Source organism: Archangium gephyra (assembly GCF_049060025.1).
Classification (GTDB): Bacteria; Myxococcota; Myxococcia; order Myxococcales; family Myxococcaceae; genus Archangium; species Archangium gephyra_A.
In genome coordinates this window covers 4,629,281-4,645,207 of the sequence record NZ_JBMEQQ010000002.1, presented here as the reverse complement: position 1 = coordinate 4,645,207, position 15,927 = coordinate 4,629,281, and the positions used below count along the sequence as shown (strand labels likewise).

The following is a 15,927-nucleotide window of genomic DNA, read 5'->3' as shown; positions in this document are numbered from 1 at the left end:
GGAGTGTCGTCACCAGGTCTTGCAGCACGCACCTCACGGTTTGTAGCTCTGGATGCGTGACTCGGGGACGCGTCTGGCCATGCGCTCCATGGTGCTGGCCACCTCGGTGAGGATGCGCTCCTTGTCGAGCGTGAGGTGGCGGCGCTCCCGCATGATGACGCGGCCATCCACCATGACGGTGTGCACGTCGCTGGCGCGAGCGCTGTACACCAGTCCGGCGGTCAGGTTGTGGGGCGGCTGCCAGTGCGCACCCCTCGTGTCCACGAGGATGAGGTCCGCCTGGTAGCCGGGCGCGAGTGTTCCAATCCGGTCCCCCATCCCCAGTGCGGCCGCGCTGCCCCGCGTGGCGATGTCGAGCGCCTCGGGAATGGGCAGCACCTCGGGGTCCATCGCCTCGTGCTTCTGCATCAACGTCATGAGGCGCAGGCTCTCGAAGACATCGAGCGTGTTGTTGCTGACCGCTCCATCCGTCGCCAGGCCCACCGCGACTCCGGCCTTGCGCAGGGCGCGGATGGGGGTGATGCCCATCGCCAGCTTGAGATACGTCTTGGGCGCGTGGGCGATTCCCACGTGCTCGCGATGCTTCGCGAGCAGCTCGATATCCTGGGGCAGTAGACCGCAGCCGTGGGCGATGAGCGCGGGCACGCCGAGCACCCCGGTGTCCTTGAGCACCTGGATGGGCGTCAGCCCCCGCTTGTCCAGGCTGGCGTTCGTCTGGTTCATCTCCTCGGCGGCGTGGATGTGGATGCCAATCCCGAGCCGGTTGGCGTGCCCGGCCGAGGCGCGCAGGAAGCCGTCATCGCAGGTGTAGGGCGCATGCGGGGCCATGCAGGTGGTGATGCGGCCGCCCGCGCCTCCCCTCCAGCGCTCGGCGAAGGCGGCGGTGTCCGCGAGCACCTTGAGCCCATTGCTGCCGAACACGGCCCACCCCAGGTGCGCCCGCGTGCCGGCCTCCTCCACCGCCTGGGCCACCCGGTCCATGTGGAAGTAGTGGTCGGCCACGGTGGTGACGCCCCCTTCGATCATCTCCAGCAGGCCGAGCTGCGCGCCCCAGTAGACATCCGCCTCGGTGAGGTTGCTCTCCAGGGGCCAGATGAACTCGTTGAACCAGCGCTCCATGGGCACGTCCTCGGCCAGCCCGCGGAAGAGCACCATGGGGACGTGGGCATGGGTGTTGATGAGCCCGGGCATGGCGAGCATCCGCTGCCCCTCGAGCACGGTGACGCCCGGCTCCAAGGCCCCCCCGGTGGGACGGAGCTCCGCGATGCGGTTGCCTCGCACCAGGATGTCCTGGTTGCGCGCGATGGTGAGCGAGCCGCTCGCGTCCGGTACGAGCGCGTGACAATCGCGGATGAGGGTGTCCGTCATCGAGGGCCTCTCTTGTCCCGGTGCGTCAGGGCCCCGGCGGTCGCGGATATTCGCGGGTCCAAGTGTATGCACACCCGGCGAGGCCGCCGTGGGGAACCTTCCTCGGGCGGGCCGGGTTTCGTATCCCGTGTGAATGGCGGGACGGGGGGGCCCCGGGTTAGATTGCGCCCGCCGTGCCCGAGAAATCCCCACCCCCCGATTCCGCCCTCGATGGGGGCGACAACACCGTCATCCGCCCCGCGGCCTCCTCCCCCCAGGAGTCCTCGCCCGGGCCTCTCTTCGCCGGACGCTATGCGCTCGTGCGCATGCTCGGCCGTGGCGGCATGGGCACGGTGTACCAGGCGCGCGACAGCCTCGTGGGCGACGTGGTGGCCCTCAAGACGCTGGAGCTCGGCAAGGACGCCGGTCCGGACGCCATCGAGCGCTTCACCCGCGAGGTCCGCCTCGCCCGCCGCATCACCCACCCCCACGTGGCGCGGATGCACGACCTGGGCACCCACGAGGGCCAGGCCTTCCTCACCATGGAGTTCGTCGAGGGGGAGGACCTGCGCGCCCTGCTCGCCCGCGAGCGCCCGCTGGCCGCGCCCCGCGCCGCCCGCATCGCCCTGGCCATCTGCGAGGGGCTCGCCGCGGCCCATGCCGCCGGGGTGGTGCACCGGGATCTCAAGCCCGCCAACATCCTCGTCGAGTCCGGGGGGCGCGTCGTCCTCACCGACTTCGGCATCGCCCGGGCGGTGGCGGGGGAGGCCGCCTCGCGCACCATGGGCACCGTGGGCACGCCCATGTACATGGCCCCCGAGCAGGTGTCCGGCGAGCCGGTGGACGCGCGCGCGGACCTCTACGCGGTGGGACTCCTGCTCTACGAGCTGCTCACCGGCGAGGTGCCCTTCTCCGGGGACACGCCCTGGGCCGCCGCCATGGCCCGCCTGCGCCAGTCCCCGCCGGACCTGCGGCAGCGCGCCACCGTGCCTCCGCCCCTCGCCGAGCTGGTGCACCGGTGCCTCGGCCGCGCTCCCGATGAGCGGCCCGCGAGCGCGCTCGAGGTGGCCGGGACGCTGCGGGACTGGCTCATCAGCGTGGGGGAGCCCACCCTGTCGGGCCCGCCCACCCCGGGGCCGGTGACGGGGGGCTACACGCTCGTTTCCGGCACGTCGGCCTTCACCACGCGCAACACGCCCCGGACCACCACGCCGGTGCCGAAGCAGGGCGTGGCCATCCTGCCCCTGCGCTTCCAGGGCCCGAAGGAGTCCGAGTACCTCGGGGACTCGCTGACCGAGGCCCTCATCGACCAGTTGTCCCGGGTGCGCGGGCTGCGCGTGCCCGGCAGCGGGGTGACGGCGCGCTTCCGCAACGAGCGAGATCCGCGCACCGTGGGGCGCGAGCTCGGGGCGGAGCTGGTGGTGGAGGGGACGGTGCAGAGCGCGGGCCCGGGGGTGCGCGTCTCCGTCCGGTTGCTGGAGGCGCAGTCCGGCACCCAGGTCTGGAGCGGCCGGTTCGAGTACGCCTCCAACGATGCCTTCGAGCTGCAGGACCGGCTGGTGCCGCGCATCGCCGAGGAGCTGCGGGGCGAGGTGGTCCTCTCGATCTGGCGCGCGAGCACTCCGCCCGAGGCGGTGGCGCTGTACCGGCAGGCGGATGCCCAACTGCACGGGGCCTTCCGGGGGGGCCATGACGGAGGCCCCCTGGCGCTGCTCGAGTCGTGCCTGGAGCTGGCGCCGGACTTCCTGCCGGCCGTGGCGCTCCATGCCATCGCGAGCATGCGCGCGTTGTTCATGGGCATGAAGGACCCCCAGCGGGACTTCGCCGCGGCCGCGCGCGTCAGCCTCGAGCGGGCCCTGCGGATGGCTCCGGAACTGGCCCAGACGCATCTGGCCCGGGCGATGCTCTCCGCCCAGACGGATGACTGGCGCACGGCGGTGATGTCCCTGCGCACGGCCCTGGACATCGCGCCCTGCCATGCCCCGACGCTGCAGTACCTGGGCAGCCTGCAGTGCGAGGCGGGCCGCGCGGACGAGGGGCTCGTCCGGTTGCGCCTGGCCTACGACTTGTCGCCCACGCTGGTGTCGTCGCTGTTCGAGGTCGCCCGCTGCAGCGCACTGCGTGGACAGATGGAGGACTACCGCTGGGCGATGGAGCGGCTGACCGCGTCGCCGATGCACCGGACCGCGGCGCAGTCGCTGCGCGCCCGTGTCGCCGGGTGGACCCGGGATGTGGAGGAGCTGCGGCGGTGCCAGGCCGAGGCCGCCGCGGATACGGACTACATCGCCACCATGGTCGGCCACTACGCCGGCGCGGTGCTGGGCGAGGAGGATGCGCTCGAGCTGCGCTCCATGTTCGACGAGGAGCTTCTCCCGGACGAACAGCCCGCGGTTCGCCTCCCTGCTGTGCCAGCTCATCACCGAGATCCTGGGACTCTGTGGCCAGCCGGAGGCGGCGCTGGCGTACTTCCGGCGGGCCGCGGAGACGGCGCTCATCGACCTGGAGTGGATAGAGCGCTGCCCGGCGCTCGTGCCGCTCCGGACGTTGCCGGGCTTCTCCGAGGGGCGGCGCCAGGTGCGCGCCCGCATCGAGGCCATCTGGCACGCGTGATTCAGGGCCGGGCCTCGCCGCGCTTCATCCGCGCCACGAGGCCGTGCGCCACGCGGAAGCTGTTGGCCGCGATGGTGAGCGTCGAGGGCACGCTGCCCGCGGTGGGCATGAAGCTGCCGTCCACCACGTAGAGGTTGGGCACCTCGTGGGCCCGGCACTCCCGGTCCAGCACCGAGCTGGCCGGGTCGTTCCCGAAGCGGCACGTGCCGTGCTGCAGGATGGTCGTCTCTCCGGCGATGCCCACCCGCTGCATGTCGTCCGGATCCAGGCGCAGGAGGATCTCCTCGCCCCGCTCCACGAGGAAGCGCGTGGCGGCGAAGTCCATGGGGTGCCGGTCCATCGTGATGGCCGCCACCGGGAGGCCGTACTTGTCCTTCACCGAGGGCTCCACCGTCACGTACGTGCCGGGGGTGGGGAGGAACTCGCCATACACCTCGAACTGGAGGATGCGCGAGTCCCGGTACGCCCGCATCCGGTCCTTCAGCGCCTTGCCGAAGACGCCGTCCTTGCCGCTGCCCGCCAGTCCCACCGCCGCGAAGATGGGATTCGGGTGTGTCCACATGAAGCCCAGCGTCCCGCCCTTGCGGAAGCCGAAGCGCTCGTCCGGCATCAGGTAGAAGTCCTGCACGCTCCGGTTCACGAAGGGCGCCGGCTCCGTCAGCCACGGCCTCGCCGCCCGCTGCTTCGACACCCGGAAGGTGGCGCGGGACTCGCCGAACGAGCTGAAGAGGAGGTTGCGGCCCACCAGCCCGCTGCCGTTGGCGAGCCCCCGGGGAAAGCGGTTGGACACCGAGTTGAGCAGCAGCCGCGCGCTCTCCACCGCCGTGCAGGACACCACCACCACCTTCGCCGGCTGCTCCTGCTCCACGCCCTCGGCGTCCAGGTACACCACGCTCCGCGCCCGGCCCTGTTTGTCCACCTCCACCGAGCGCGCCATGCACCGCGGGCGCAGCTCCACGTTGCCGGTGGCGAGCGCCGCGGGAACGAGGCTCGCATGGGTGCTGCTCTTGGCCCCCATCTCGCAGCCGTAGCTGCCGCACAGCGCGCAGTAGGCACAGGCCGCGCGGCCCCGGTACGGCCGGCTGATGATGCCGCGCGCCGTGGGAAGGGCGTGCCAGCCCATCTCCCCGCACACCCGGTCCAGCTCCCGGGCCATGGGGTGCACGTCCAGCGGCGGCAGCGGGTACGGCCCACCGCGCGGCTCGGCGAAGGGGTGGGGCACGGCCTCGCCGGACACGCCCAGCTCCGCCTCGGCCTTGTCGTAGAAGGGCGCCAGCTCCTCGTAGGAGATGGGCCAGTCCGCGAGCGTGCTGCCCTTCACCGCCCCCAGCGTCGAGCGCAGCCGGAAGTCCACCGGTTTGAGCCGGTAGAAGTAGCCGCTCATGTGCACCGTGCCGCCGCCCACGCAGTTGGCCGTCCACGCGGAGTTGGTGCGCTCGTAGCGGCCCGCCGGGCCCTGGCGCACCAGGTGCGGCTCCTCCCACGGCAGCGGCATGAAGAAGTTGCGGCGGCTGTTGAGGATCTCATCGTGGATGAAGTCCTTGGGCTGGTAGTGCGGCCCCTTCTCCAGCACCACCACCTTGAATCCCGCGCGCCCCAGCTCCAGGGCCATGGGCGCGCCGCCCGCGCCGCTGCCGATGATGCAGACGTCCACCGGCTCCTTCGTCACGGCTGTCTCCCACAGGTGTGCAGGCACCTCGCGCCGTCATGGCCCTCGGGTGGCGCCGAGGCCACCGTGCCCACCGTGTCGAAGCCCACCAGCTTCCAGCCCACCTGCTCCTGGTTGCCGCCGTAGGACGGGTCCCCGAGGAAGCCCTCCAGCGTCAGCACCATCAGCAGCTCGAAGAAGTGCGCCTCGCCGCTGCCGGCCGGGCTGTCCTTGAAGAGGGCGAGCAGCTCGTCCTGCTGCGCGGGCGTGGCCTGGGCGAAGCCCACCTGGAACATCCGCAGCGAGCGCCGCTCCAGGGCGGCCACCCCCTGGATGAAGTCCTGGCGCATCCGCGTGAGCTCCGGCGTCTGGAGCATGCGGTCGATGTAGACGGGCACGCCCGCGTCCTGGGCGCCGGGGTCCTCGTCGCGCGGGAGGACGCGCTCGCAGGCCGCGGCCACCACGGCGTACTCGGCCCGGGTGAAGGTGAGGTGGGGCGGTTCGGAGGGCGCGAGGGCCTGGGGAGCGGAAGGCCCGGCGGGTGCGCCGCACCTGCTACAGGCACCGCTGCCGAGCAGCACCACGCCGCCGCCGAAGAAGGTCAGCCGTTGGAGGAAGGAGCGCCGGTCCATGAGCGCCCCAGCCTAGCCTGACTGGCATAGGATGGGTGTCTTGCTCGGTTCGCAACCAAGGAGACGCTGCATGAGACGGCACGGATGGGCGCTGGGCCTCGCGCTCGCGCTGGCGTGTACCCCCGAGACGCGCCGCCCCGACGCGGGCACGCAAGAGGACAACACCGACAAGCTCAATGAGCTGTCCCCCTTCAGCCGCTCCGTCCTCGACGCGACGGCGAGGGAGCTGCAGCCGCTCGCGCTCGCGGTGGGGCCCGGGGACGTGGTGGGCGTGGCCTACTACAGCCGCGTGGGGGACACGGCGGACTACGAGCTGCGCTTCCTCGAGTGGAACAAGGGCGAGGCCTCGCAGCCCGAGGTCATCGACACGGTGCAGCGGGTGAGCGGGGTGTCCGTGGCGTATGACTCGGCGGGGAAGGCGGCGGTGAGCTACCTCGGCGGCGGCAGCGACGCGTCCGCGTATTGGTTCCAGAGCGATCTGGCGGTGGCCTACCGCGGCGCGCCCGGGAGCTGGACGCGGCGCATCGCGGCCACCCGGAGCAACGACGCCCTGACGGGCAACAACGTGGCGGACTCGGGCTTCCTGGTGGGCCTCAACCCCGCCATCGTCTTCGATGGCACGAAGGCCTATGTCGCGTACCGGGACGGCCACAACGGCCAGTTCGGCAAGCAGGACTGGGAGGGGAGCGACCTCGAGGTGGCCGAGGGCGGCCCGACGAGCTGGACGCGCCGGATGGTGGCCATGTCGGCCGACACCAAGTCGGGTTATGGCGGCCACATCTCCATGGTTCTCGGCGCGGGCAGGCTGCCGGCGCTGGTGCACGACCAGGTGGCGGACGGCGCGGACGCGCGGGGCCACAACGTCCTCTTCCAGCGGCGCAAGGCGGATGGCACCTGGACGGCGCCGCTGCAGGTGCAGACGGTCTCCGACACGCAGCTCGGCGCGAGCCTCGGGTGGGACAGCGAGGTGGGCTACGCCGTGGCGGTGGTGGACCGCGCGAGCAACAAGCTCACCTATACCGTCTCGAAGGATGGCGTGAGCTGGTCGGAGCCGGATCCGGTGTTCCAGTCGGGGGCGGGAGGCTGGTACCCGTCGCTGGCGTTCGACCCGGCGCAGCACGAGCCGCACATCGCCTTCTACATCTGCTCCAACAGCACGAGCGCCAACGAGCAGGGCTGTGACGCGCGCGTGGACGAGCTGCGGGTGGCCGCGCTCATCGGGAGCAACTGGCAGGACGTGCTGGTGGACGCGGCGGGCGGGTGGGGGGCGAAGCTGGCCTTCCTGTCCACGGGCAAGCGGGTGGTGGTGTACCGCGCGCCGGACACGGGAGGGGTGAAGCTGGCGGTGGAGCCGTGAGGGGCGTGACGCGGGTGGCGGCGGCGGTGGGGCTGTCCGGCGCGCTGGTGGGGGCGGGGCTGGTGGGGTGCGGCGGGGACAACGCGCTGTCGGGCAGCGTGGGGGACCTGTTCCCGCTGGAGGTGTCCCGGGTGGAGGTGCAGCGCAACGCCGAGGCGCTGCAGGTGAGCTACTACCGCAGCACGTCCACGGACGTGGACCTGGTGGTGCGGCTGAGCGTGGACACCGAGGGGCTGGTGCTGAAGCCGGGGGAGAAGGTGGACCTGGCGGGGGAGACTCCGGCGGGGCACGCGCGGGCCACGGTGGTGCACCTGGCGGCGGGCGAGCCGGTGCGTGTCCTCGCGCCGGTGGAGAAGGGGGACCTGGTGCTGGACGAGGGCGGCACTCCGGGCGAGCCGACGCGCGGAGACTTCTCCATGTCCTTCCGGAAGGGCGAGGGCTACGGCGCGGGCCGCACCCTGAGCGGGCGCTTCTCGGCCCTGGCGCTGGATGGAGGCTTCGGGCCCGAGCCGCGGCAGTAGACCGGCCGGGTTCGCTCGCTGAGGGTGTGGGGCCCTTTTCTCGGGGTGCGCGAGCCCCGGCGAATGCAGCCGCGACACCCTGCTCCCCCTACCTTCGCCCTGCGTACCGGGTTACCCTTATTCCCGCGACCTCGCGCCCCAGGTGTCGGAAGGGAGTTCATGAACACGCCTGTCACCGCTCAGCCGTTGCAGCTCGGTACGGAAGAGGAGCTGAAGTGGCGTCTTTCCCTCATCTCGCCGGATGACCTCATGCGAGGGCTCTTCCACAACAGCCTGCTGGAGCTGGTGCGGAAGCTGGAGGGAGAGGAAGCCGTCAAGGAGTGCCTGGAGGTGTGTGGAGAGGCCCGCTTCCTGGACTTCTTCAACTACGCCCACCACTCGTACATCAAACTGCTCTACGCGGCGGCGCGGCGGCTGAGCACCAGGTTCGGCGGCTTCGAGCGGGCGATGTGGGAGATTGGTTACGACGGCGGCACGTCCTTCTACGCGTCCGCGGCGGGCAAGGTGCTCATCCTCATGGCGCAAGGGGACCCGAGGCGGCTGCTGAGCAACATCCCCACGGGCATGCAGACGGCGTCCAAGCACGTGGAGCTCAAGGTGACGCTGACGGGGCCGCGCAGCGGCATCCTCGTCAAGCACGAGGTGATGCCCCGGCAGCACACCGCGGGTGGGCTCCAGGCGATGTGCGATGTGGCGAAGGTGAAGGGCGCCAAGGTGACCGCGCGCGCGCTGAGCCCCACCGAGAACGAGTACGAGGTGACGTGGGATTGAGGGAGGGGCGGGGGCTGGGCAATGCGGCCCGGTTTCCGCTATGGGTCGGGACGTGATGAGAACCGTCCTGTTGCTGCTGCCCGTGCTGCTCGCCACGGGATGCGGGTTGACCACCCAGGTGCGCCCGGTGCCGCGAGGCGCCGTGCAGGTGGAGGGGGCCATCGGCGGACCCCTCGTGCGCGTGGGGCCGGTGATTCCCGTGCCGCTGAGCACCGTGGGGGCCCGCTATGGCGTGGCCGAGCGCGCCGACGTGGCGGCCCATGTGCACCTCACCTCGCTCTCCTTCGGGGTGGCGGGCCTGGACGTGGGCGGCACCTGGCTGGCGCTGGCGCAGGACGGCGCGGTGCCGGCGCTCTCCCTGGGCGGGCGGCTCTACGGCTTCACCCACGTGCTCGCCTCGCGGCAGGCCCCCCCGCGCGCCTACCTGGAGGTGTCGCCCACCGTCAGCTACCTCCTGGGCGGGCGCTTCCTCTCCTATGCCTCGGCCACCGGCCTGGTGCAGCTCGCGGGCGGGCCGCCCCTGCTGTCGCTGGCGGTGGGCGAGGAGGTGCGCCTGGCCTCGTGGGGCGTGCAGTTGGAGCTGCGCTGGTACCAGCCGGATTACGCCACCCGCTTCAACGCGGCGGACTGGCAGGGGCCCGGCGGCATGGGCGCGCTGGGCGCCTTGCTGGGTGTGCGCTACCGCTTCGGAGGTGACGAGGAATGAGCCGCCGTCTGCTGGCAACCGGGCTGTTGAGCGCCATGGTGGGTGTGGGGGCCTGCTACGACCTGGACCCCTTCCTCTATAGCCGCACGCGTGTGGAGCACTACACGCTGCCCGCCGAGGGCTCCACCCCCGAGGAGACGGTGGCTCCCGAGCAGATAGAGCCGGTGGAGCTCGTGGTGGACGGCCAGGTGCGGTTGGGGGCCGCGTATGTGAAAGCCACACAGCAGCCACCCCGTGCCTACGTCCTCTATTTCCACGGCATCTGCTGCAATTTGAACCAACACATCGCCCGGCCCAAGGGATTGGCCAACCTGGGCTATGACGTGCTCGTCTTCGACTACCGCGGCTGGGGCACCTCCAGCGACCTGGAGCCCACCGAGCCGGGCCTGCTCGAGGACAGCCGGGCGGCGCTCGCGTGGCTCTCCGCGCGGGCGGGCGTGCCGGCGGAGCGCATCGTCTATTACGGGCGCTCCTTCGGCTCGGCGGTGGCCAGCCAGCTCGCGGCCCACGTGCCGCCCGCGGCCCTCGTCCTCGAGTCTCCCTTCAGCTCCGTGCAGGGGCTGGTGCGCGACTCCAGCAACATGGACCTGCCCGGAAGCTTCTTCGCCGAGGGCTCCTGGGACACCGAGGGCCGGGTGCGCTCGCTCCAGGGTGTGCCCCTGCTGCTGCTGCACGGCACCGCCGACGACTTCATCCGCCCCGAGTTCTCCGAGCGCCTCTACGCGGTGGCCCGCGAGCCCAGGCAGCTCGTCCTCGTGGAGGGTGCGGACCACGACGACGTCCCCCAGCGGATGGGGGTGGACTACGCACGCACCTTGGGCGCGTTTCTGGAAGTGGCACGCACCCGGCCCTGAACGGCACCCCACACTCGGCAATCAAAGCGCGTCATCAAGGCGATATTCGGGCATTGGTCCGATGGGCACCTTGAAAGCCTGTTTTTATTATCCAGGCACTCCCGATTGAAAAACCGACTTGTCCGTCTTTGCCCTGGCCCTCTGGGTTCAGGAGCGGGATCGCCATGCGTCTGAACAGAGGGGATGGGGTGCTGATGCAACCGTCTATCCATACGAGAAGCTGGAGTGGCATCCGCAACCGGATGCTGATGGCCGTGTGTGTGCTGCTGGCCGCGGCGTGCGGCGGCGAGCCGCTGGCGGAGGCGGATGGCGAGAGCCAGGCCTCCGGGCCGGTGGCGCCCACGGCGGTGGGCACGCGTCCGCAAGGGCTGGGCAGCACCAACAAGGTGCTCATCCTGGGCAATACCGTGACGGGGGGCACCAACAGCGTCGAGGCGGTGGCCGCCCGGAGCCTGGGCTACACGGTGGAGGTCGCCTCCGACGCCGCCTGGGCCGCGAAGAGCTCGGCGGACTTCGCGGGCTATCGCGCCATCATCCTCGGTGACGCCACGTGCAGCAGCAGCCTGAGCCTCATCTCCGCGGCGGTGAACAACCGCGGCACCTGGGGCCCGGTGGTGGACGGCAACGTCCTCATCATGGGCACGGATCCGGTGTTCCACCTCAAGGACCAGGTCACGAAGAACGCCGTCCAGTTCGCCGCCGCGCAAGAGGGCAAGACGGGCGCCTACATCAACCTGAGCTGCTACTACCACGCCACTGCCCCCAGGACGCCGGTGCAGGTGTTGGAGCCGTTCGGCGCTTTCTCCGTGACGGGCGTGGGCTGCTACGACGATGTCCACATGGTGGCCTCGCACCCGGCGCTGTCGGGCCTGTCGGACGCCCTCCTGTCCAACTGGGTCTGCTCCGTGCACGAGGCCTTCGACAGCTACCCCGAGGCCAACTTCACCCCGCTCGTCATCGCGAGGGATCCGGTGTACGGCTCGCGCCTGCCGGGCTCCAAGGACTTCGCGGACGGCTCGCACGGCGTGCCCTACGTCCTGGCCCGCGGCGCGGTGCCCGTGAACTGCGGCGACGGCGTGCAGCAGTACCCCGAGCAGTGCGACACCGGCGCCAACAACGGCACGCCCGGCACCCCTTGCTCCTCCACGTGCCGGCTGAACTGGTGCGGTGACGGCATCCTGGATCCGGGCGAGCAGTGCGACACCGGCGCGGCCAACGGCTCCGGCTCGTGCAGCGCTTCCTGCCGGTCCGTCGCCGTCACCCGTGCTCCGGTGGCGAAGTGCAAGGACGTGACCCTGACGGCTGGCAGCTCCGTCTGCGCCGCCTCCGGCTCCATCGACGACGGCTCGTATGATCCGGACGGCAACCTGACGGGCTGCACCCAGACGCCGAGCTCCTTCGGCCTGGGCGCCACCACCGCGACGCTCCGCTGCAAGGACACGACGGGCCTGGAGTCCTCGTGCACGGCGACGGTGACCGTCGTGGACACCACGGCTCCGACCCTCTTCTGTCCGGAGAACGTGCTGGCCGAGTGTGTCGCGGGTGGTGCGGAAGTGGATCCGGGCGCGTCGTCCGGAACCGACAACTGCAGCGGCGTGACGTATTCGAGCAGCCCGGGCGCCGGCAGCTTCCCGGTGGGGAGCACCTCCGTGACGCACACCGGCCGGGACTCCTCCGGCAACGCCGCGACCTGCACCAGCCGGGTGACGGTGGTGGACACCCAGGCTCCCGAGGTGTCGGTGGTGGGCTACGCCTCGGTGTCGCTCGAGTGCGGCAAGCCCTACGTCGAGGCGGGCGCCGCGGCCTTCGACGGCTGCTACGGGGACTTGAGCCACACGGTGACCGTGTCCGGCTCCGTCAACACCCACGTGGCGGGGACCTACACGCTCACCTATACGGCGAAGGACGCGGCCGGCAACACGGGCAGCGCCTTCCGCACGGTCATCGTCGTTCCGGGCGCCTCGGGCCTGTGCGAGGACCGGAGCGGTGGCTGGATTCTGACGGGCAGCATGGCCCTGCCGCGCATGCTCCACACCGCCACGCTGCTGGATGATGGCCGGGTGCTGGTGGCCGGTGGCTTCAACACCACCTCGGAGCTCTATGACCCGGAGACCAAGGTGTGGTCCGCCACGGGCAACACCCTGGGCGCGCACCGCGGTCACACGGCCACGAAGCTGCTGGATGGGCGGGTGCTCATCGCGGGCGGCGGCGTGTGCCCCCTCACCAGCGCCACCGCCGAGGTGTACGTGCCGGCCCTGGGCAAGTGGAAGCCCGCGGGCATCCTCAACACCCAGCGCTACCACCACAGCGCGGTCCTGCTGCCCAACGGCAAGGTGCTCGTGGCCGGTGGCCGTGCCGGTGAGTTCCACGGTGACACGCTGGCCTCGGCCGAGCTGTACGACCCGGCCACCAACACCTGGTCCTATACCGGCAGCCTGAACACGGCCCGCGCCTTCCACACCATGACCCTGCTGCCGGGCGGCAAGGTGCTGGTGACGGGCGGCAGCGATGCCTCCGACGGCTTCATCACCTCCGCGGAGCTGTATGACCCGGCCACCGGGACGTGGACGGCCGTGGCGGCCATGGCCACGGGCCGCTCCTCGCACACCGCGACGCTGCTGCCGGGCGGCAAGGTGCTGGTGACGGGCGGCGCGGGCCTGGACGTGGCGCTGAGCGCGTCGGCCGAGCTGTATGACCCGGCCACGGACACCTGGTCGGCCACGGGCAGCATGGGCGCGCCGCGCCGGTGGCATACCGCCAACCTGCTCCCGGATGGCCGGGTGCTGGTGGCCGGTGGCTACCATCCGTTCACGGGCATCATGACGGCCTCCGAGCTCTATGACCCGGCCACGGGCACCTGGAGCGAGACGGCGGCCATGAACGTGGACCGCTACAAGCACACCGCCACCCTGCTCAATAACGGCACGGTGCTCGCGGTGGGCGGCGTGAGCAACACGGACCAGGCGTCGGCCGAGTACTACGACCTGTCCGAGCTGTAATCCGTAGGCCCCTCACCGGGGCGGGCTTTCACTCAGGGGGCGCGAGGCTTCCGGGACATTCCCGGGCCTCGTGCCCCCTGTGTCTTGCGGGGCTCACCCGGGGGCCCGTCGCGCCACGGGGGCGCCCTGCTGCTGCTCCTGCTCCGCCAGCCACCGGGCGAACTGCGCGTACACCGATTGGGACTGCCACCGGGCCCACAGCGCGTCGCGCTCGGCCGGAGGCAGCGCGGTGATGGGGACCGAGGCGCCCTCCGGAATGAAGACGCTCCACAGGGACGACCACGCGTCGGTGCTGCGGGTGCTGTCCGCTTCCAGGGCCAGGGTCCCCAGGGCCTGCTTGTCGGTGAAGGTATGGGGCACGCCGTCCCTGTCCATGTAGACCAGCGCGCCGACGAAGCGGCAGGTCCGCGGTTGCTGCCCATGGACGAGCCTCAACAAGCCGGCCACGCCGATGGTTTCGAGCATGTACTTCGTCACCGGGCCCGGGAAGCCGGCCAGGACGTCCACGCTCAAGCCGCTGTCCTCCACCACCAGTGGCTCCTCGAAATACGCGGCGGCCTGCCGCGCCTTGTCCAGGGCCACGGCCTCCAGGTTGCTGCCCTGGGGCTCGATGATGGGAAGCTCGAGACGCTCGAGCCCGTAGCCCACCGCCGCCAGGCACTGCTCCAGCACCTTGGCCTTGCCGCGGTTGGTGCTCACGAAGGTGATCTTCTTCACGGACTGCTCTCCTCGAAGCGTGTCGGGGCTCAGAACCATTTGGCGGGGAAGGGGGGCGGCACGTAGGAGTCCAGGTAGGCGAAGACGCCCTCGGGATCCGGAGCCAGGTGGTAGAGGTGGCGGTGGTGCTGCGCGCTGGCGAAGCGCTCCTTGAAGAGGTGCTCCATGAGGGCGGCCAGCGGCTCCCAGAATCCCTTGGTGTTCACGAAGACGACGGGCTTGCGGTGCATGTGCATCTGCTTGGACGCGAGGATCTCGAACGTCTCGTCCAGCGTGCCGATCCCGCCGGGGAGTACCACGAAAGCATCGGCGCGCATCTCCATGGCCGACTTGCGGGCGCGCAGGTCCCTCGTGACGACGAGCTCGGACGAGGGCTCGAAGACATAGGGCGTCCCCTTCATCACCTCGGGGATGACGCTGATGACCTGGCCTCCGTGCTCGCGCGTGGCCTGGGCCACCGCGCCCATCAGCCCCGTGTTGCTGCCGCCGAAGACGAGCCGGTCGCCGCGCTTGCCGATCTCCGCTCCCAGCGCGGACGCCAGCTCGAACCAGGACTTGTCCACGATGCCGCTCGAGGAGCAGTAGACGCAGATGGTCCGGGGCTCCTTGCGCGAGCTGTCCGTCCTCCAGGTAGGGGCCTCCCCGTCCTGTGGCGAGTCGCGGAAGCACTCCTCGAGGAGGGGGTTCAGGTCCTCGCGATCGCAGCGGCGCAGGCGGTCGATGACCGAGAGCGCCAGGTCCCGCACGAAGGGACGGATCGACGCGGGGGACTCCTGCACGCACCGGCGCATGTCTCCCACCATGTGGCGGACCGCCTCCGGGACGCCGACCTCCAGCAGGGCCTCGCGAATCCGGTCATGCAGCAGCCGCGTCCGGTCCGACACCTCGGCGTGCCGCTGCTGGAACTCGACCAGCGAGGAGTGCAGCAGCGGGCGGTAGTTGTCCCAGAGCTGCTCCACGCTCCGGGCCAGCTCGGGCTGGCGGGCGAGCGTCAGCATCAGGGGCCGGGTGATGATGCCCATCTGCAGGTCATCGTTCTCCCCCTGCTCGTCGCGGCGCTCGAGCAGGCCGACGATGTCGTCCACGTCCTGGAAGATGTAGCTGAAGCTCTCCACGGCCGCGAGCGGCAGGGGAGGCCGGCCGTTGAGGGCGAAGGAGCTGTCGATGGCGAACTGCGTGGCCACGCGCGTCTCCGCGTAGCGGTGCTCGAGCCAGCGCTCGAACAGGGCGCGCTCCGGGTAGGTGTTCTGCCGCTCCCAGAGGAACATCGAGAAGAGCTCGAGGACGTAGCGGATGGTGGCGTTGAGGAACTCGGGCGGGCAGCGGCCGTTCTGCTCGGCGATCAGCATGAGCATGGCGCCGGTGAAGGGCGTGGCGCTCACGTCGCCGAAGCGGCGGGGGAAGCTCATCCTCCCGGAGCGCATGGGCGTCCGGTCCACGGTGTCGTCGACGATGGCCGTCACCTCCATGCTCAGCAGCATCGTCGGCAGGGCGTCGATGTGCCGCTGGGTGATGCCCCCGGACGCCTCGGCGGCGGCGAGGAACATCAGCGGGATGAGCATGAAGGCGGGCTGGGTGCTCTCCACGGTGACGTGATCGAAGAAGGGCCGCAGCTCCGCGGGAATGGGAGCCTCGTGGACCTTCTTCAGCGCATCCACCAGGAGGGGGCGGTAGGTGGACTCGACACGCTGGAACATGCCCCGGAATTGATTGGGGAAGTGGATGGGAATGGCTGCGGTCATGGGCTCGGGATGCGGCTGTGGGG

Annotated in this window: 11 protein-coding genes and 1 pseudogene; 7 read left to right on the top strand and 5 right to left on the bottom strand. The window is 70.9% G+C overall.

Annotated elements, in window-relative coordinates; translation table 11 throughout:
- Positions 1–33: 33 nt before the first annotated feature.
- A complete protein-coding gene (locus ACN28I_RS20190; protein WP_420943600.1) occupies positions 34–1,368 on the bottom strand; it encodes an amidohydrolase in 1,335 nt (444 codons plus the stop codon).
- 305 nt (positions 1,369–1,673) lie between these two features.
- Here ACN28I_RS20190 and ACN28I_RS20185 point away from each other — a divergent pair.
- Positions 1,674–2,339, top strand: a pseudogene (locus tag ACN28I_RS20185) (serine/threonine-protein kinase); the annotation flags it as partial.
- Positions 2,340–3,958: 1,619 nt separating this feature from the next.
- On the opposite strand, the gene ACN28I_RS20180 reads toward ACN28I_RS20185, so the two are convergent.
- Both ACN28I_RS20180 and ACN28I_RS20175 read right to left on the bottom strand, forming a co-directional pair.
- Positions 3,959–5,569 carry a GMC family oxidoreductase gene (locus ACN28I_RS20180; RefSeq protein WP_420948678.1) on the bottom strand — a complete coding sequence of 537 codons (1,611 nt, stop codon included), beginning with the start codon at positions 5,567–5,569 and terminating at the stop codon, positions 3,959–3,961.
- Between the two features lie 53 nt (positions 5,570–5,622).
- Positions 5,623–6,237 carry a gluconate 2-dehydrogenase subunit 3 family protein gene (locus ACN28I_RS20175; RefSeq protein WP_420943599.1) on the bottom strand — a complete coding sequence of 205 codons (615 nt, stop codon included), beginning with the start codon at positions 6,235–6,237 and terminating at the stop codon, positions 5,623–5,625.
- 70 nt (positions 6,238–6,307) lie between these two features.
- Here ACN28I_RS20175 and ACN28I_RS20170 point away from each other — a divergent pair, with 70 nt between their 5' ends.
- The 6 genes from ACN28I_RS20170 to ACN28I_RS20145 all read left to right on the top strand — a co-directional run bounded on the left by ACN28I_RS20170 (position 6,308) and on the right by ACN28I_RS20145 (position 13,445).
- Positions 6,308–7,594, top strand: coding sequence for a hypothetical protein (locus tag ACN28I_RS20170; protein ID WP_420943598.1), 1,287 nt, complete (start codon positions 6,308–6,310; stop codon positions 7,592–7,594).
- A gap of 5 nt (positions 7,595–7,599) precedes the next feature.
- On the top strand, positions 7,600–8,115 hold the full coding sequence (locus tag ACN28I_RS20165; protein WP_420943597.1) for a hypothetical protein: 516 nt from the start codon (positions 7,600–7,602) through the stop codon (positions 8,113–8,115).
- Between the two features lie 159 nt (positions 8,116–8,274).
- Positions 8,275–8,886 (top strand): TIGR02265 family protein, encoded by a 612-nt coding sequence (locus ACN28I_RS20160; protein ID WP_420943596.1) that lies wholly within the window; start codon positions 8,275–8,277, stop codon positions 8,884–8,886.
- A 52-nt stretch (positions 8,887–8,938) separates the two neighbouring features.
- Positions 8,939–9,592 carry a hypothetical protein gene (locus ACN28I_RS20155; protein WP_420943595.1) on the top strand — a complete coding sequence of 218 codons (654 nt, stop codon included), beginning with the start codon at positions 8,939–8,941 and terminating at the stop codon, positions 9,590–9,592.
- Positions 9,589–10,446, top strand: a complete 858-nt coding sequence (locus ACN28I_RS20150) for an alpha/beta hydrolase (protein ID WP_420943594.1) — start codon at positions 9,589–9,591, stop codon at positions 10,444–10,446. Before ACN28I_RS20155 ends, ACN28I_RS20150 begins: the two co-directional genes overlap by 4 nt.
- Positions 10,447–10,610: 164 nt before the next feature.
- Positions 10,611–13,445, top strand: coding sequence for a kelch repeat-containing protein (locus tag ACN28I_RS20145; protein WP_420943593.1), 2,835 nt, complete (start codon positions 10,611–10,613; stop codon positions 13,443–13,445).
- Positions 13,446–13,538: 93 nt separating this feature from the next.
- On the opposite strand, the gene ACN28I_RS20140 is transcribed toward ACN28I_RS20145, so the two are convergent.
- The gene (locus ACN28I_RS20140) at positions 13,539–14,162 is read right to left on the bottom strand and encodes a non-canonical purine NTP pyrophosphatase (protein ID WP_420943592.1); all 624 of its coding nucleotides are present in this window, start codon (positions 14,160–14,162) and stop codon (positions 13,539–13,541) included.
- A 29-nt stretch (positions 14,163–14,191) separates the two neighbouring features.
- Positions 14,192–15,904 carry a TIGR00730 family Rossman fold protein gene (locus tag ACN28I_RS20135; RefSeq protein ID WP_420943591.1) on the bottom strand — a complete coding sequence of 571 codons (1,713 nt, stop codon included), beginning with the start codon at positions 15,902–15,904 and terminating at the stop codon, positions 14,192–14,194.
- Positions 15,905–15,927 lie beyond the last annotated feature (23 nt).